The organism is Agrococcus pavilionensis RW1 (genome assembly GCF_000400485.1).
GTDB classification, from domain to species: domain Bacteria; phylum Actinomycetota; class Actinomycetes; order Actinomycetales; family Microbacteriaceae; genus Agrococcus; species Agrococcus pavilionensis.
Genome location: NZ_ASHR01000026.1, coordinates 14108 through 30047 on the forward strand (window position 1 = coordinate 14108; position 15940 = coordinate 30047).

Annotated in this window: 17 protein-coding genes; 7 read left to right on the top strand and 10 right to left on the bottom strand. The window is 72.4% G+C overall.

Going from position 1 to position 15940, the window contains the following annotated elements; genetic code table 11:
• Positions 1-74 precede the first annotated feature (74 nt).
• A complete protein-coding gene (locus L332_RS23245; protein WP_021010698.1) occupies positions 75-755 on the bottom strand; it encodes a metal-dependent transcriptional regulator in 681 nt (226 codons plus the stop codon).
• Between the two features lie 87 nt (positions 756-842).
• Here L332_RS23245 and serC point away from each other — a divergent pair, with 87 nt between their 5' ends.
• Positions 843-1946, top strand: coding sequence for a phosphoserine transaminase (serC, locus tag L332_RS23250; RefSeq protein WP_021010699.1), 1104 nt, complete (start codon positions 843-845; stop codon positions 1944-1946).
• Between the two features lie 11 nt (positions 1947-1957).
• Here the strand turns inward: serC and L332_RS30760 are convergent, their stop codons facing one another.
• Together L332_RS30760 and L332_RS23255 are read right to left on the bottom strand one after the other, a co-directional pair.
• Entirely contained in the window at positions 1958-2692 is a 735-nt protein-coding gene (locus tag L332_RS30760) for a DUF3027 domain-containing protein (protein ID WP_021010700.1), read from the bottom strand.
• Positions 2676-3050 carry a cold-shock protein gene (locus tag L332_RS23255; protein WP_021010701.1) on the bottom strand — a complete coding sequence of 125 codons (375 nt, stop codon included), beginning with the start codon at positions 3048-3050 and terminating at the stop codon, positions 2676-2678. The genes L332_RS30760 and L332_RS23255 overlap by 17 nt, the downstream gene beginning before the upstream one ends.
• Positions 3051-3147: 97 nt before the next feature.
• Between L332_RS23255 and L332_RS23260 the strand changes: the two genes are divergently transcribed.
• Both L332_RS23260 and L332_RS23265 read left to right on the top strand, forming a co-directional pair.
• Positions 3148-3462 (top strand): hypothetical protein, encoded by a 315-nt coding sequence (locus tag L332_RS23260; protein WP_021010702.1) that lies wholly within the window; start codon positions 3148-3150, stop codon positions 3460-3462.
• Positions 3462-5099 carry a helicase-associated domain-containing protein gene (locus tag L332_RS23265; protein WP_021010703.1) on the top strand — a complete coding sequence of 546 codons (1638 nt, stop codon included), beginning with the start codon at positions 3462-3464 and terminating at the stop codon, positions 5097-5099. Before L332_RS23260 ends, L332_RS23265 begins: the two co-directional genes overlap by 1 nt.
• A 37-nt stretch (positions 5100-5136) precedes the next feature.
• On the opposite strand, the gene L332_RS23270 is transcribed toward L332_RS23265, so the two are convergent.
• The 4 genes from L332_RS23270 to L332_RS23285 form a co-directional block, all read right to left on the bottom strand.
• A complete protein-coding gene (locus L332_RS23270; RefSeq protein ID WP_021010704.1) occupies positions 5137-5820 on the bottom strand; it encodes a DsbA family protein in 684 nt (227 codons plus the stop codon).
• A gap of 130 nt (positions 5821-5950) precedes the next feature.
• Positions 5951-7195, bottom strand: a complete 1245-nt coding sequence (locus L332_RS23275) for an Nramp family divalent metal transporter (protein ID WP_021065019.1) — start codon at positions 7193-7195, stop codon at positions 5951-5953.
• Positions 7196-7270: 75 nt separating this feature from the next.
• On the bottom strand, positions 7271-8212 hold the full coding sequence (locus L332_RS23280) for a cation diffusion facilitator family transporter (protein ID WP_021010706.1): 942 nt from the start codon (positions 8210-8212) through the stop codon (positions 7271-7273).
• Positions 8196-8600 carry an ArsR/SmtB family transcription factor gene (locus L332_RS23285; RefSeq protein WP_021010707.1) on the bottom strand — a complete coding sequence of 135 codons (405 nt, stop codon included), beginning with the start codon at positions 8598-8600 and terminating at the stop codon, positions 8196-8198. The genes L332_RS23280 and L332_RS23285 overlap by 17 nt, the downstream gene beginning before the upstream one ends.
• A 96-nt stretch (positions 8601-8696) precedes the next feature.
• On the opposite strand from L332_RS23285, the gene L332_RS23290 reads away from it, so the two are divergent.
• The 4 genes from L332_RS23290 to L332_RS23305 all read left to right on the top strand — a co-directional run bounded on the left by L332_RS23290 (position 8697) and on the right by L332_RS23305 (position 13062).
• The gene (locus L332_RS23290; RefSeq protein WP_021010708.1) at positions 8697-10346 is read left to right on the top strand and encodes a DNA repair helicase XPB; all 1650 of its coding nucleotides are present in this window, start codon (positions 8697-8699) and stop codon (positions 10344-10346) included.
• Positions 10347-10399: 53 nt separating this feature from the next.
• Positions 10400-11095, top strand: a complete 696-nt coding sequence (locus L332_RS23295; protein WP_021010709.1) for a response regulator transcription factor — start codon at positions 10400-10402, stop codon at positions 11093-11095.
• Positions 11096-12709, top strand: a complete 1614-nt coding sequence (locus L332_RS23300; protein ID WP_021010710.1) for a sensor histidine kinase — start codon at positions 11096-11098, stop codon at positions 12707-12709.
• A 62-nt stretch (positions 12710-12771) separates the two neighbouring features.
• Complete coding sequence (locus tag L332_RS23305) at positions 12772-13062, top strand: WXG100 family type VII secretion target (RefSeq protein WP_021010711.1); 291 nt, start codon at positions 12772-12774, stop codon at positions 13060-13062.
• 136 nt (positions 13063-13198) lie between these two features.
• Here the strand turns inward: L332_RS23305 and groL are convergent, their stop codons facing one another.
• The 3 genes from groL to L332_RS23320 all read right to left on the bottom strand — a co-directional run bounded on the left by groL (position 13199) and on the right by L332_RS23320 (position 15869).
• A complete protein-coding gene (gene groL / locus L332_RS23310) occupies positions 13199-14818 on the bottom strand; it encodes a chaperonin GroEL (RefSeq protein WP_021010712.1) in 1620 nt (539 codons plus the stop codon).
• Between the two features lie 116 nt (positions 14819-14934).
• The gene (locus tag L332_RS23315; protein WP_021010713.1) at positions 14935-15495 is read right to left on the bottom strand and encodes a LytR C-terminal domain-containing protein; all 561 of its coding nucleotides are present in this window, start codon (positions 15493-15495) and stop codon (positions 14935-14937) included.
• Entirely contained in the window at positions 15492-15869 is a 378-nt protein-coding gene (locus L332_RS23320; RefSeq protein ID WP_021010714.1) for a DUF3263 domain-containing protein, read from the bottom strand. Before L332_RS23320 ends, L332_RS23315 begins: the two co-directional genes overlap by 4 nt.
• Positions 15870-15940: the final 71 nt, after the last annotated feature.

Sequence of the window (15940 nt, forward strand, 5' to 3'; positions counted from 1 at the left end):
TTGCGTCCGAGTGCAGGGCCACTCGGACGCAAACCCTCTACGGATGCGCGGGCGTGGGCGGGTGGCGCAGCGGGTCAGGCGGCGGGAGCCGTGAGGTAGATGTGGCGGGCGAGCTCGACCGGCAGCTCGATCGCCTCTCCGCCCGCGACCTCGAGGCGGATCCGGCCGACGGCGACGCTCACGACGACGCGCGCGCCGGGCACGAGCCCCGCGGCCTGCAGCTCGCCGAGCCCCTCGACGTCCGACTGGATCGGCTCCCCGAGCCTGCGCACCACGTGCTCGCCCCGCGCATCCGTCGCCATCACGACGCCGTCGAGGAACGGCTCGGCCGGCGGCAGCCCGAGCTCGTCGAGACCCGGGATCGGCGTGCCGTAGGGCGACTCGGTCGGATTGCCGAGCAGCGTCAGCAGCCGCCGCTCGACCTGCTCGCTCATCACGTGCTCCCACCGGCACGCCTCGTCGTGGACGAGGCTCCAGTCGAGGCCGATGACGTCGGCGAGCAGCCGCTCGGCGAGCCGGTGCTTGCGCAGCACGCGCGTCGCGAGCGCGCGGCCCTCCTCGGTGAGCTCGAGGTGGCGGTCGGCGCCGACGATCACGAGGCCGTCGCGCGACATGCGGTTGATGGTCTGCGACACGGTCGGGCCGGAGTGGTTGAGCCGCTCGGAGATGCGGGCGCGCAGTGGCGCGATGCCCTCCTCCTCGAGATCGAGGATCGTGCGGAGGTACATCTCTGTCGTATCGACGAGATCCGCCACGCTCGGTACCGCTCCCTCTGCTCCGCCATCCCTGGCGCACTCCAACCCATCCCACCCTATGCTTCAGCCGCTCGTAGGATCATCGGTGTGAACGATCTGCGCATCCCCGCCGACCTGCTGCCCGCCGACGGGAGGTTCGGGTGCGGTCCCTCGAAGGTGCGCCCCGAGCAGGTCGCGCACCTCGAGGCGAACATGGCGCTGCTCGGCACGAGCCACCGGCAGGCGCCCGTCAAGGGGCTCGTGCGCTCGGTGCGCGAGCAGCTCGCGCAGCTCTTCTCGCTCCCCGAGGGACACGAGGTGCTGCTCGGCAACGGCGGCTCGACCGCGTTCTGGGACGCCGCCGCGTTCTCGCTCATCCAGCACCGCTCGCACCACCTCGTCTTCGGCGAGTTCGGCGGCAAGTTCGCGAAGGCCGCCGCGGCGCCGTGGCTCGAGGTGCCGAGCGTCGCCTCGGCCGAGCCCGGCTCGCGACCCGTGCTCGAGCCCGTCGAGGGCGTCGACGTCGTCGCCTACCCCCACAACGAGACCTCGACCGGCGTCTTCCACCCGGTGATCGGGGCCCAGGCGGATGCGCTCGCGGTCGTCGACGCGACGAGCGCGGCGGGCGGGCTCGACGTCGACGTCTCGGCAGCCGACCTCTACTACTTCGCACCGCAGAAGAACTTCGCCTCCGACGGCGGCGTGTGGTTCGCGATCGCCTCCCCCGCCGCGATCGAGCGGATCGAGCGCGTCGCGGCGTCGGGCCGCTACATCCCCGAGTTCCTCTCGCTGCAGCAGGCGGTCGCGAACTCGCGGCTCGACCAGACGCTCAACACCCCAGCGCTCACGACCCTCCTGCTGCTGCAGGAGCAGCTGCGCTGGATGCTCGAGCAGGGCGGGCTGCCCGCGATGGCGGCGCGCACGGCAGAGTCGGCCGGCTCGCTCTACGCGTGGGCCGAGGCGCGGCCGGAGGCGACGCCGTTCGTCGCCGACCCCGCCCACCGCTCGAACGTCGTCGTGACGATCGACTTCGACGAGTCGGTCGACGCGACCGCGCTCGCGAAGGCGCTGCGGGCGAACGGCGTCGTCGACACCGAGCCGTACCGCAAGCTCGGCCGCAACCAGCTGCGCGTCGCGACCTTCGCGGCGATCGAGCCGGCCGACGTCGTGCAGCTCACGCGCTGCCTCGACTTCCTGCTCGACGTGCGGTAGCCGCCGGCCGGCTACTCCTCGTCGTCCGCGAGGTCGTCGGCCAGCTCGTCGACGTGGTCGCCGCGCCCGTCGCCGTCGTCGTCGACGTCCTCGAAGTCGTCGTCGAAGTCGTCGTCGAGGTCGGATTCGAGATCCGACTCGAGCTCCTCGTCGTCGCCGTCCTCGGCGGCCGCCTCGCGCGCCGCGAGGTAGTCGGCGAGCCGCTCGGACCACGGCACCCAGGCGGGCGCGAGCAGCGAGCCCTCGCCCGGCAGCAGCGCGACCTCGAGCACGGTCGGGCCGCCCTCGATGCCGCGCGAGAGCAGCACGGTCCACGACCAGTCGGGGTAGCCGGGCAGCCGCGAAGCGTGCCGGATGGCGACGACGTGATCGCCCTCGCCGAGCGCGTCCTGCACCTCGCCGACCGCGCCCTTGGGCGCGACGTCGTCGAGCGCCGAGAGGGCGAGCTCGAGCTCCTGCATCGTCGGCACCGTGGGGGTCGGCACCGTGGGGGTCGGCACCGTGGGGGTCGGCTCGGGTGCGGCGGGCCGCTCGTCCGACTCGTCGGTGGCTTCGTCGGCCGCCTCGACGGGCTCGTCGGCGCTCGCGTCGTCAGCCGTCGTGGGCTCGTCGACCTCGGCGGCCGGGGCCGGCTCGGCGCCCGCGGGCGCCGCGGCAGGCTCGACCGACCCGTCGTAGACGGGCACGATGTCGAGCGGCGCGTCCTCGGCGGGCACGCCGTCGGCGGTCTCAGGCGTCGAGGTCATCAGCGACCCTCCGGAGCATCTGCGCGACGGTCGAGCCGTGCGCGGCGCTCGGGTAGCGGCCGCGTCGCAGGTCGTTGCCGATCGTGTCGAGCAGCCGCACGAGGTCCTCGACGATGATCGCCATGTCCACGGTGTCGCGCCGCGCGGCCTTGACGCTCGCGCCGCCCAGCACGCGCAGCGAGAGCGCCTGGGGGCCGCGACGGCCCTCGGCGATGCCGTACTCCACCTTCGAGCCCGGCTTCACCTGCACGCCCTCCGGCACCGCCGACGCGTGCAGGAACACCTCGACGCCGTCGTCGCCGGCGATGAAGCCGAAGCCCTTGGCCTCGTCGAAGAACTTCACCCTGCCCGTCGGCATGGCACCCTCCCGCACCCGATCGACGTGCGGCACCCCGCCGCACGGCACCCAGCGTAGTGGGCGCGCCGAGCGCCCTCCGCGGCGGTACCCTGGTGGGATGCCGAAGGCCAGCAGCAATCCGACGCAGCGCCCGCGCAAGCGGGCGCCGCAGCCGCAGGCGCCCGCGCCCCGGTCGCCGCGCGACACGGTCGAGCGCGTGCTCGCGTTCCTCGTCGTCGCCTTCGCCGTCATCGCGGTGCTCGGCTTCGCCGGCTCGATGCTCCACGTCGGGCTCCGCGACAGCGTCGAGCTCTTCGCCGGGGTGGCGTGGCAGTACGCGTACTGGCTGCCGCTCATCGCGCTCCCGCTCGCGATCGTCTGCCTCGTGACGCTCGTGATCGTGAGCGCCGCGGGCAAGGCCCGCGGGCGCTGATGGACGTCGTCGAGCTCGCCGCTCGCATCCAGGCGATGCCCGACGACGCGCTCGACCTGCTCGTCACCGCGCGGCAGGCGCCCCCGCAGCTCTCGTCGACGTTCGACCTCGCCGAGCACCTGCTGACGGATGCGTCGATCGCGCAGGCGCTCCGGTGGCGGTCGGGTGCAGAGCTCGCCGCGCTCGCCGCGGGCGCGTCGTCGCCGCGGCTCGACGCGCTGCTGCTCGGCGTCGACGGCGCGGCCCTCGCGCCGGTCGCTGCGCTCGCCGCGGCCGCCGCCGGCGCGCGCCCCTCCCGCGATGCCGAGCCGGTCGACTCCCCCACCGCGCCGCAGCTCGCGATCGACGAGGCGATCAAGGTGGCCGAGCTCGTGCACCGCATCGCCGACCACCCGATCACGCTCCGCTCGCGCGCGCAGCTGCCCGCCGCCGTCGTGCGCGACCTCGCTGCCTCGATCGACGCGGAGCCCGGGCAGCTCGACGAGCGGCTCGAGCTCGCGAGCGCCGCGGGCCTCGTCGACAAGCACGACGGCCGGCTCCGCGCGACCGTCGACGCCGACGAGTGGCTCGCCTCCCCCGTGCCCGACCGCTGGCTCCGGGTCGCGACCGCCTGGCTCGAGGCGACCGACGACCTCTCGGCCGTCGCGACCGGTGACTTCCCGCTCGCCGACGACGCCGTGCGGGCCGTCCGCGAGCGCCAGGCGCGACAGGCCCGCCGGCTCGGGCTCGTCGACGGCAGGCTCCCGACGACGCTCGCCGCCGCGCTCGCCCACGACCCGGGTGCCGCGCGCGAGACGCTCGCCGCCCACGTGCCGCCCGCCACCGCATCCGTCTACCTGCAGCCCGACCTCTCGGCCGTCGCCCCCGGGCCGCTCCGCGCCGCCGTCGACGCGCGCCTGCGCGGCATCGCCCGCATCGAGCGCGCCGGCATCGCCTCGCAGTGGCGCATCACGGCGCAGAGCGTCGCCGCTGGGCTCGCGAGCGGCGAGAGCGCCGACGGGGTGCTCGAGTTCCTCGCGGGCATCTCGCTCACCGGCGTGCCGCAACCGGTCGCCTACCTCGTGCGCGACACCGCCGCGCGCTTCGGCAGCCTGCGCGTGCGCTCCGTCGACCCGACGGCCGAGGGCGGCGCCCGCGCGCAGGTGCGCAGCGACGACGAGCAGCTCATCCGCACGATCGCGGTGGATCGCGCGCTCGTCACCGCGGGCCCCGTGCAGACCGGCCCGCACCGCCTGACCTTCCGGCTGAGCGCCGAGGAGGTGCTCGAGGCGCTGCTCGAGGAGCGCTACCCCGCGGTGCTCGAGGACGAGGAGGGCGAGCTCGTGCTGCGCCGGCCCGAGCGCGCGCCGCGCCGGGAGCGCGAGCGGCACCGGCTCGTCGCGCGGCTCCGCGACGCGGGCTTCGAGGTCGGCGAGCACGAGCGCGCGTGGCTCGAGCGGCAGCTGCAGTCGGCCGTCCGCGAGCGCATGCCCGTGCGGCTCACCGTGACGACCTCGAGCGAGCCGGTCGACATCGAGCTCGTGCCGCTCGCGGTCGCGAACGGCCGGCTCCGCGCGCGTGACGCCAACCGCGACGTCGAGCGCACGCTGCCGCTCAGCGCGATCACGAAGGTCGCGGGGCTCGGCGTCGCGAGCTAGCCCGGCACGCCTCGCCCGGCCCGGGCGATCGGGCGGCCTACTCCAGCGTCGCCTGGATCGCGGTCTCGATGTCGCCGATCGCCTGCAGATCCAGCCGCTCCCCGTCGATGAAGATGCTCGGGGTGCGATCGACGCCCAGCGCCACGCCGGCCTGGAAGTCCTGCTCGACGCGCGCCAGCGTCGCGGGGTCGGCGATCGCGGCATCGTACGCCGCCATGTCGAGCCCGAGCTCTTGCGCATAGCCTCGGAACACGTCGGCCGCAGACGTCTGCGCCTCTCCCCACGCAGGCTGCGTCTCGAACATCCGCTGGTACATCGCCTCGAAGGCACCCTGCTGCGCTGCCGCCTCGACGGCGACCGCCGCATTGCCGGAGTTGAAGTGCCCCGGCAGCGGGAAGTAGCGCACCGCGAACGTCACCTCGCCGTCGTACTTCTGGCGGAGCTCCTCCATGGTGGGGTACACGGCACCGCACGCCTCGCACTCGAAGTCGAGGAACTCCACCACGACGGGCGCGTCCGCGCCGGCGTCGTTCAGCAGGTGAGTCGTCTCGTCCACGAGCGGCGGCAGCGCGGCTTCAGCGGTCGCGCTCTCGCTCGGCGCCTCTCGGACGACCGCGGCGCCATCTGCCTCCCACGGGCGGACGACGAGCAGCACCACGATCGCGACGATCGCGACGGCACCGAGGATGATCGAGACAGCAGTGAGAGAGCGGGTACGCACCGTCCCACTCTACCCTCGAGCCGCTCTGCCTCACGACGCCCCGGCATCGGAGGCATGCCGGAACAGGAGCACGAGCGAGGCAGCAGAGGCGGCGAGGCGCCGCCTGGCTCGACCGGCTGCGGCGCGTGCCTCACGGCTCGAGGACGACGAGCAGCAGGAGCAGCACGTTGAGCGCCGTGAGCACAGCGGCGGCCAGCCAGCCCGAGAGCGTCGTCCAGGCCTTGTTGACGAAGGCTCCCATGAGCGCGCGATCGGCGGTGAGGCGCACGAGCGGGATGAGTGCGAAGGGGATGCCGAACGACAGCACGACCTGGCTCAGCACGAGCGCGAGCGTGGGGTCCACGCCGACCGCGAGGACGGCGAGCGCGGGGACGAGGGTGATCAGCCGACGAGTGAGCAGCGGCACGCGAGTGCGCAGCAGTCCCTGCATGATCTCGGCGCCCGCGTACGCTCCTACCGAGGTCGACGCCAGCCCGGAGGCGAGGAGCCCCACCGCGAAGAGCATCGCGACCACCGGCCCCAGCGCCGCGCTGAGCGCCGCGTGCGCCCCCTCGAGCGTGTCCGTGCCCTCCACCCCGGCGAGGTTCGTCGCGGCGAGGAGCATCATCGCGACGTTGACGCTGCCTGCGATGAGCATCGCGACCGAGACATCGATGCGCGTCGCTCGCAGCAGCGTCGGCGTGGTGAATCCCGAGCGCTCGCGGAAGCGGTCGCGCGCAAGGCTCGAGTGCGCGTAGATGGCGTGCGGCATGATCGTCGCGCCGAGCACGCTCACGGCGAGCAGCACGGAGTCAGTGCCGTCGAATCGCGGCACGAGGCCCGCGGCGATGGCCGCTCCGTCCGGCGGGGAGACGACCACGCCCCATCCGAACCCCACGACGATCACGGCGAGCAGTGCGATCACGACCCCTTCGAACGCCCGCGGCCCGCGAGTCGACTGCACGGCCAGCAGCATCATCGACACCGCGCCTGTGACGATGCCGCCGACGAGCAGCGGCATGTCGAACAGCAGCCAGAGCGCCACCGCACCGCCGATGACCTCCGCCAGGTCGGTCGCCATGGCGACGCCCTCGGCCTGCACCCAGTAGGCGATGCGTCCGGTGCGCGAGCCGATCCTCTCGCCGCACAGCTGCGGCAGGCTCTTGCCGGTGACGACCCCGAGCTTCGCCGAGAGGTACTGGATGAGCCAGGCGACGAGGTTCGCGCTCACGACGACCCAGATGAGCAGGTAGCCGTACCGCGCCCCGGAGGTCACGTTCGCGGCGACGTTGCCGGGGTCGAGATAGGCCACGCCCGCGACGAGCGCGGGCCCGAGCAGCAGGAGCCAGTGGGACTGGCGCCGCACCCTGGCGGCCACGGCTGCACCGGCTTCCATGCCACGAGCGTAGCCAAGGTTTCGGCGCACCGAAACACAGTCGTGCGGAACACCGAATGTGCGCGCCGCGCGACGCTACGGGTGCCGCACGGCGCGGGACTCCTCAGCACTGATCTGCGCCGTCTCGATCTGGAACGTCGAGTGGTGCACGGCCACGCTGAAGTGCTCGGCGACGCACCGCTGCACGTCGCGCAGCACTTCCGCGGCGTGGCCGTCGGTGAAGCAGCCGTCATCCACGACCACGTGCGCGCTGATCGTCGGCAGACCGGTCGCCACGGTGGAGGCGTGCAGGTCATGCACGTCCTCGACGTGCTCGAGCTCCCGGATGTGTCGGCGCACGTCGTCGAGGTCGAGCCCTTCGGGCGCGAACTCCATCAGGACCCTCGTCGTCTCCTTCATCAGCATGACGGCGCGAGGGGCGATGAGCGCGGCGATGAACAGGCCCGCGATCGCGTCGGCCTGCTGGAAGCCGGTCGTGCTGATGACGATCGCGGCGACGATCACGCCGAGCGAGCCCAGGGCATCGTTGAGCACCTCCAGGAAGGCGGCGCGCATGTTGAAGTTCGCCCCGCGGCTCGACGAGAGCACGAGGATCGCGACGATGTTCACGGTCAGTCCGATCACACCGAACACGATGAGCTCGGACCCGGGGATCTCCGGCGGATCGAACAGCCGGCGCACGCCTTCGACAGCCGCGTAGACCCCGACGGCGAGCAGCAGCGTCGCCTGGCCGAGCGCCGCGATCACCTCGATGCGACGGAAGCCCCACGTCCGCTTCGCAGTGGTCGGGCGGTGCATGAGCGTCGCGGCGATCAGTGCGACGAGCAGGCCCGCCGCGTCGGTGATCGCGTGCGCGGTGTCGGTCAGCAGCGCGAGGCTGCCCGTCATGACCGAGCCGATCAGCTGGGCGACGACGATGCTCGCGGTGAGCGTGAACGCGATGGCGAGCCGCACGCGGAAGCCGCGCGCCGGCGCCTCTTCGCCCGCCGGCCCCGCGTGGCTATGCCCGGCGCCCATCGGCACCCTCCTCGATCGTCGTCCCGCTCGGGTGGCCCGCGCCGGCAGTCAGGTGCACGCACAGCGAGTGTCGGGAGCCCGTGCTCTCGAGCAGCTGCTCCGCGGCGAGGATCAGCGCTGCCAGCGGCGCGGGCCGCGCCAGCGCGTACCAGGTGGAGCGGCCTTCGACGCGCGCCTCGACGAGTCCGCACTCCGCCAGGAACGACACATGGGCGCTGACGGTCGACTGCGCGAGACCCAAGTGCTCGACGAGGTCGCGCACGCGGTGCTCACCCGAGGCCAGGTGCTGCAGCACCGCCAGGCGCGAGCCGTCACCCAGCGCCTGGAACAGGTGCGCGAAGGCGTTGGTGGCGACCGGATCCAGCCCCGTCGCCGCATATATCGTCATAAGGCGATGATATCGCCATCTACCGCTGAGTCAACTGCGAGCGCGCGGGGGTCGAGACCTCCTGCTGTCCCGATCGAGGGACTAGGCTGGAACGCTATGACTCTCGGCCCCCTCATCGTCCAGTCCGACCGGACGGTGCTGCTCGAGGTCGCGCACCCCGACGCGGCCGCGGCGCGGCAGGCGCTGCAGGTGTTCGCCGAGCTCGAGCGGGCCCCCGAGCACATCCACACCTACCGCGTCACGCGGCTCGGGCTGTGGAACGCGCGCGCCGCGGGCCACTCGGCCGACGAGATCATCGGCACGCTCGACCGCTACGCGAAGTTCCCCGTGCCCGCGGGCGTCGCGCATGACATCCGCGAGACGATCGGCCGCTACGGGCGGCTCGTGATCGAGCGCGACGACGAGGGCCTCGTGCTCCGCAGCCAGGACCGCCCCGTGCTCGAGGAGGTGCGGCGCTCGAAGAAGATCGCCCCGCTGCTCGCGGGCCCCGTCGACGGCGGCATCCGGGTGGTCGACTGGGCGCGCGGCGAGCTCAAGCAGGAGCTCGTCAAGCTCGGCTGGCCCGCCGAGGACCTCGCGGGCTACACGCCCGGCACCCCGCTCGAGATCGAGCTGGTCGAGGACGGCTGGACCCTGCGCCCCTACCAGGCGGATGCCGTGACGCAGTTCGCCGACGCCGGCTCAGGCGTCGTCGTGCTCCCGTGCGGCGCCGGCAAGACGATCGTCGGGGCGGCGGCGATGGCCGCGACCGACACGACGACGCTCATCCTCGTCACGAACACCGTCTCGGCGCGGCAGTGGCGGGCCGAGCTGCTCGCGCGCACGAGCCTCACCGAGGACGAGATCGGCGAGTACTCCGGCGCGTCGAAGGAGATCAAGCCCGTCACGATCGCGACCTACCAGATCCTCACCGTCAAGCGCGGGGGCGAGTACGCGCACCTCGGCGTGCTCGACGCGCTCGACTGGGGCCTCATCGTCTACGACGAGGTGCACCTGCTGCCCGCGCCGGTGTTCAAGCTCACCGCCGACCTGCAGGCGCGGCGCCGGCTCGGGCTCACCGCGACGCTCGTGCGCGAGGACGGCCGCGAGTCGGACGTCTTCAGCCTCATCGGGCCCAAGCGCTTCGACGCGCCGTGGAAGGAGATCGAGGCGCAGGGCTTCATCGCGCCCGCCGAGTGCTTCGAGGTGCGCATCGACCTCGACGAGGACGAGCGGCTCGAGTACGCCGCCTCCGGCGATCGCGACCGCTACCGCATCGCCGCCTCGAGCCCGCGCAAGATCGACACCGTGCGCCGCGTGCTCGCGCAGCACCCCGAGGAGCCGACGCTCGTCATCGGGCAGTACCTCGACCAGCTGCACGAGCTCGCCGCCGCGCTCGACGCGCCGCTCATCACCGGCGAGACGCCCGTCTCCGAGCGCGAGGAGCTCTTCCAGGCGTTCCGCACCGGCGAGGAGCGCGTGCTCGTGGTCTCGAAGGTCGCGAACTTCTCCGTCGACCTGCCCGACGCATCCCTCGCCGTCCAGGTCTCGGGCTCGTTCGGCTCGCGGCAGGAGGAGGCGCAGCGGCTCGGTCGGCTGCTGCGGCCGAAGGGCGGCCGCACGGCGAGCTTCTACACGATCGTCGCGCGCGACACGGTCGACCAGGAGTTCGCACTCGGCCGCCAGCGCTTCCTCGCCGAGCAGGGCTACGCCTACACGATCCTCGACGAGCACGAGCTCGGCATCGCCGATCGCGCCGCCGTCTGAAGCGTTCCGGCGACTCCCAGACTCTTCTCAGGCAATCACCAGAGACTGTGCGCATGACCGAGCCGAACGCCAAAGTCCTCGTCGTCGACGACGAGCCGCACATCCGTGACCTGCTGACGACGAGCCTGCGCTTTGCGGGCTTCGACGTGCGCGCCGTCGGCGCGGGAGCCGCCGCCATCTCCGCCGTCCTCGAGGACGAGCCCGACCTCATCCTGCTCGACGTCATGCTCCCCGACATCAACGGCTTCGGCGTGACCAAGCGGCTGCGCGCATCCGGCTTCACCTCGCCCATCCTCTTCCTCACCGCCAAGGACGACACCGAGGACAAGATCAACGGCCTCACCGTCGGCGGCGACGACTACGTCACGAAGCCCTTCTCGCTCGACGAGATCATCGCCCGCATCAAGGCGATCCTGCGCCGCACGATGGCCGAGACCGACGACGCGACCATCCACGTCGGCGACCTCGCGATGAACCAGGACACGCACGAGGTGACCGTGCGCGGCGAGGAGATCGAGCTCTCCCCCACCGAGTTCAAGCTGCTGCGCTACCTCATGCTCAACGCCAACCGCGTGCTCTCTAAGGCGCAGATCCTCGACCACGTCTGGGAGTACGACTTCAACGGCGACGTCGGCATCGTCGAGTCGTACATCTCCTACCTGCGGCGCAAGATCGACGACGGCGCGAGCGAGCCGATGATCGTCACCAAGCGCGGCTTCGGCTACATGCTGAAGTCCCCGAAGGCGTAGGTGCGACGGGCGCTGACCCGCCTGCTCGGCCGCACGTCGCTGGCCGGGCGGATCAGTGCACTCATCGTCGTGGTGATGACCTTCGGGCTCGTGCTCGCGGGCATCGGCACGCTCAGCATCATCCGCGACGCGCAGGTCGCCGACATCGACGTCGAGATCCAGGAGGCGCTGACGGCGTTCACGAGCGAGCCCGTCACGCGCCGCGACACCCCCGAGCAGTGCGACCTCGCGCAGCGGATGCCGAACACCTACTACCTGGGCGTCGCCGGGCCCGACGGCGTCATCGTCTGCGACAACAAGCTGCCCGACCCCGAGAACCCCGACCTGTCGGGGCTCTCGCTCGCGACGCTCGTCGAGCAGCCGAAGGCGTTCACGATCCCCTCGATCGACGGGCAGTCGACGTGGCGCACGCTCGTCGCGCCCACGACGGTCGAGGGCACCGGCGAGCTGCTCATCTCGGTCGTCGCGGTCAACACCGACCAGCTCGAGGCGACGACCGGCACCTTCATGCTCGTGTTCGCCGGCTTCTCGGTGCTCGCGGTCGTGCTCGGGGCCGCCCTCACGCGCATCCTCGCCGTCTCGACGCTCCGCGGCCTGCGGCGCACGGCGAAGCAGGCCGAGCGCTTCGCCGACGGCGACTACGAGACCCGCCTGTCGACCGAGCACCCGCGCACCGAGGTCGGCTCGCTGCAGCGCTCGCTCAACGGCATGCTCGATCGCATCGAGGCCGCGATCGAGCAGCGCGACGAGTCGGTGAAGCAGATGCGGCAGTTCGTCGGCGACGCGAGCCACGAGCTGCGCACGCCGCTCGTGTCGGTGCGCGGCTACGCCGAGCTCTACCGGATGGGCGCGATCTCGCGGCCCGAGGACGTCGCGAGCGCGATGGAGCGCATCGAGGGCGAGGCCAAGCGCATGGCGCGGCTCGTCGAGGACCTGCTGCAGCTCGCGCGGCTCGACGAGCGCCGCCCGATGGACCTGCAGCCGCTCGACCTCGTGCCGCTCGTCAACGACGCCGCCTCCGACACCCGCGCCGGCTCGCCCGACCGGCAGGTGCACGTGCTCCCGATCGACGCGGATGCGATGGGTCCCGTCGAGGACGACGTCGACGACGCGCTCCCCGACGCGATCTTCACGCCGCCGCCGCTCACGCCGCCCGCGATCGTGCTCGGCGACGAGCACGCGCTGCGCCAGGTGATCTCGAACCTCATCGGCAACGCGCTGCGCTACACGCCGGAGGGCTCGCCGATCGAGCTCGCGGTCGGGGTCACCGCGCGCCGTCGCCGCGCGGTCGTGATGGTCGTCGACCACGGGCCGGGCGTGCCGGCCGATCAGCGCGGCAAGGTCTTCGAGCGCTTCTTCCGCACCGACGAGTCGCGCGCCCGCGAGACGGGCGGCTCGGGCCTCGGCCTCGCGATCGTGCGCGGCATCGTGCGCGCGCACGGCGGCCGGATCGACGTCGTCGAGACGCCCGGCGGCGGCGCGACCTTCCGCATGGCGATCCCGCTCGCGCCCGACGAGGCCGTCATGGCGCTGAGCCACAAGCTGCGCCCCGCCGACACCCCCAACACGATCACGGGCGACCATCCACAGGCCCGCGCCGCCGCCGGGCGCTGACCCGACGCATCCCCCTACCGTCTGCCCCGAGCGCGGATGCTCCGCGCGGGATCGAGGGGATCATGAGCAGGTACGTCGTCGACGGCGACGCCATCCACGGCGCGCACCTCGCGGTGCGGTCGACCGCGTCGCGGCTGCAGTCGGAGTCCGCGGCGATGCTCGCGCAGCTGCAAGCGCTGCAGGACTCCTGGACGGGCCAGGCGTCGATCGCGTTCCAGGGCGTCGTGCAGGACTGGCGCGTGACCCAGCTGCGGGTCGAGGATTCGCTCGCGAGCATCAACGAGGCGCTCGCGATCGCGGGCCGCCAGTACGACGAGGTCGAGCAGGGCAACACGCGGCTGTTCGCGGGCTGAGACGACGAAGGGCCCCAGCATCGCTGGGGCCCTCCGATCGGTGGATCTCCTGGGTCTCGATACGGCGGCTGCGCCGCCTACTCGACCCTGATGCCTCCGCGCTCAGGTCCGCTGCGCGGACCTGAGCGCTGCGGCATCAGAAGTCCATGCCACCCGTGGGGTCGGCCGGCATCGCCGGTTGCTTCTCGGGCTTGTCGGCGACGACGGCCTCGGTCGTGAGGAAGAGGCCGGCGATCGACGCGGCGTTGGCGAGCGCCGAGCGCGTCACCTTCACCGGGTCGGCGATGCCCGCGGCGAGCATGTCGACGTACTCGCCGGTCGCGGCGTTGAGGCCGTGGCCGACCTCGAGGCCGCGCACCTTCTCGGCGACGACGCCCGGCTCGAGGCCGGCGTTCGTGGCGATCTGCTTGAGCGGCGCGTCGACGGCCACGCGCACGATGTTCGCGCCCGTCGCCTCGTCGCCCTCGAGCTCGAGGCCCTCGAACGCGGTCTTCGCGGCCTGGATGAGCGCGACGCCACCACCGGCGACGATGCCCTCCTCGACGGCGGCCTTCGCGTTGCGGACGGCGTCCTCGATGCGGTGCTTGCGCTCCTTGAGCTCGACCTCGGTCGCGGCACCCGCCTTGATGACGGCGACGCCGCCGGCGAGCTTCGCGAGGCGCTCCTGGAGCTTCTCGCGGTCGTAGTCGCTGTCGGTGTTCTCGATCTCCGAGCGGATCTGGCGCACGCGGCCCGCGATGGCCTCGGCCTCGCCGGCGCCCTCGACGATCGTCGTCTCGTCCTTCGTGATGACGACCTTGCGCGCGCGGCCGAGCAGGTCGAGCGTCGCGCTCTCGAGCTTGAGGCCGACCTCCTCCGAGATGACCTGGCCGCCCGTGAGGATCGCCATGTCGGCGAGCATCGCCTTGCGGCGGTCGCCGAAGCCGGGGGCCTTGACCGCGACCGACTTGAAGATGCCGCGGATCTTGTTGACGACGAGCGTCGCGAGCGCCTCGCCCTCGACGTCCTCGGCGATGATGACGAGCTGCTTGCCCGCCTGGATCACCTTGTCGACGATCGGGAGCAGGTCCTTGATGTTCGAGATCTTCGAGTTGACGATCAGGATGTACGGGTCCTCGAAGACCGTCTCCTGGCGCTCGGGGTCCGTCACGAAGTACTGCGACAGGAAGCCCTTGTCGAAGCGCATGCCCTCGGTGAGCTCGAGCTCGGTGCCGAAGGTGTTCGACTCCTCGACGGTGACGACGCCCTCCTTGCCGACCTTGTCGATGGCCTCGGCGATGAGCGCGCCGATCTCCTCGTCGGCGGCCGAGATCGAAGCCGTGGCGGCGATCTCCTCCTTGGTCTCGACCTCCTTGGCGTTGGCGAGCAGCTGCTCGCTCACCGCGGCGGTGGCCTTCTCGATGCCGCGCTTGAGGCTGATGGGGTCGGCGCCCGCTGCGACGTTGCGGAGGCCCTCGCGGACCAGCGCCTGCGCGAGCACGGTCGCCGTCGTCGTGCCGTCACCGGCGACGTCGTCGGTCTTCTTCGCGACCTCCTTGACGAGCTCGGCGCCGATCTTCTCGTAGGGGTCCTCGAGCTCGATCTCCTTGGCGATCGAGACGCCGTCGTTCGTGATCGTGGGGGCGCCCCACTTCTTCTCCAGCACGACGTTGCGGCCGCGCGGGCCGAGGGTCACCTTCACCGCGTCGGCGAGCGTGTTGAGTCCACGCTCCAGCCCGCGACGGGCCTCCTCGTTGAATGCGATCATCTTTGCCATTGCAGTTCGTCCCTCCTGGACGCTGTGGACGTTCATCTGGCACTCCGACGATAGGAGTGCCAGTACCCGAGTCTGGCACTCTCCCCTGTCGAGTGCAAGCCGCGGCGGAGGGCGCGTCAGGGCGCGGTCGGCGTGGGCGAGTGCGTGACCGCTCCGCCCTCCTGCGGCTCGGCGCTCGGGGCCGTGCCCACCGCATCCGCACCCAGCACGATCGTGATCGGGGTGCCCGTGACGCGGCCGTCCGAGAGCCGTGCCTCGCCGACGCCGAGGCCCTGCGCGAGGCCGCGCGCGATGGGCGCGAGCGACTCGTCGTCGTACCAGACGACCGTGCGCTCGACGTCGCCGCCCGTCGAGCCGCCGGTCGCGAGCACGTTCCAGCCCGCGTCCGAGAGCGCTTGCCCGACGCCCGCCGCGAGCTCGTGCTCGCCCGACTGGTCGAGGACGGTGATGGATGCGTCGACGCCGGGATCGATCTGGCCCGGGTCGGAGACGACCTCGGCGACCTCGCTCGCGACGGGCGCGGGCGGCGCCGACTGCGGGCGGAGCCGGTCGAGCAGGAAGAGGCCGATCGCGATGAGCACGATCGTCACGCCGAGCGCGCACAGCAGGATCACCCAGCGCGGCGTGCGCCGCGACGAGCTCGAGCGGTGGGCGCCGACGCGCTGCGTGCGGCTCATCGGCCCTCGCGCACGCGCAGCAGCCGCCGCACGAGCATCGGGTCGTGGTGGAGCGCCTCCGGCGTCTCGAGCAGCCCGTCGAGCACCTGGTAGTAGCGGGTCGTGGTCCAGCCGAACTCGGCGCGGATCGCGCGGGCCTTCGCACCGCCGTGGCTCGTCCAGCGGCCCTCGAAGTCGAGCACCCGCCGGATGCGCTGCTCGCGCGCCGACTGCAGGTCGTGCGCCGACGCATCCGTCGACGACGCGTGCGCGACCGGCTCGACGACGGAGTCGGCGGCCGCGAAGGCCACGGCGGCGGCGTCCAGCGCGGCCGAGTCGAGCGCCGCGGCGTCGTCGGCGGCCGGCGCGCTGGCGGGTCGCGGCTCGGTCGGCATACTGCCGATCCTACGGGCGTCGCGGGGTTCCGCCCGCCGCGAAACACAGTCGGCGCAATGGTGCCGCGCGT

Excerpts from the sequence above, each read along its gene's own strand:
- L332_RS30760 (WP_021010700.1), bottom strand. The coding sequence starts at position 2,692 with ATGACCTCGACGCCTGAGACCGCCGACGGCGTGCCCGCCGAGGACGCG.
- L332_RS23255 (WP_021010701.1), bottom strand. The coding sequence starts at position 3,050 with ATGCCGACGGGCAGGGTGAAGTTCTTCGACGAGGCCAAGGGCTTCGGC.
- L332_RS23260 (WP_021010702.1), top strand. The coding sequence starts at position 3,148 with ATGCCGAAGGCCAGCAGCAATCCGACGCAGCGCCCGCGCAAGCGGGCG.
- L332_RS23265 (WP_021010703.1), top strand. The coding sequence starts at position 3,462 with ATGGACGTCGTCGAGCTCGCCGCTCGCATCCAGGCGATGCCCGACGAC.
- L332_RS23275 (WP_021065019.1), bottom strand. The coding sequence starts at position 7,195 with ATGGAAGCCGGTGCAGCCGTGGCCGCCAGGGTGCGGCGCCAGTCCCAC.
- L332_RS23280 (WP_021010706.1), bottom strand. The coding sequence starts at position 8,212 with ATGGGCGCCGGGCATAGCCACGCGGGGCCGGCGGGCGAAGAGGCGCCG.
- L332_RS23285 (WP_021010707.1), bottom strand. The coding sequence starts at position 8,600 with ATGACGATATATGCGGCGACGGGGCTGGATCCGGTCGCCACCAACGCC.
- L332_RS23290 (WP_021010708.1), top strand. The coding sequence starts at position 8,697 with ATGACTCTCGGCCCCCTCATCGTCCAGTCCGACCGGACGGTGCTGCTC.
- L332_RS23295 (WP_021010709.1), top strand. The coding sequence starts at position 10,400 with ATGACCGAGCCGAACGCCAAAGTCCTCGTCGTCGACGACGAGCCGCAC.
- L332_RS23305 (WP_021010711.1), top strand. The coding sequence starts at position 12,772 with ATGAGCAGGTACGTCGTCGACGGCGACGCCATCCACGGCGCGCACCTC.
- groL (WP_021010712.1), bottom strand. The coding sequence starts at position 14,818 with ATGGCAAAGATGATCGCATTCAACGAGGAGGCCCGTCGCGGGCTGGAG.
- L332_RS23315 (WP_021010713.1), bottom strand. The coding sequence starts at position 15,495 with ATGAGCCGCACGCAGCGCGTCGGCGCCCACCGCTCGAGCTCGTCGCGG.
- L332_RS23320 (WP_021010714.1), bottom strand. The coding sequence starts at position 15,869 with ATGCCGACCGAGCCGCGACCCGCCAGCGCGCCGGCCGCCGACGACGCC.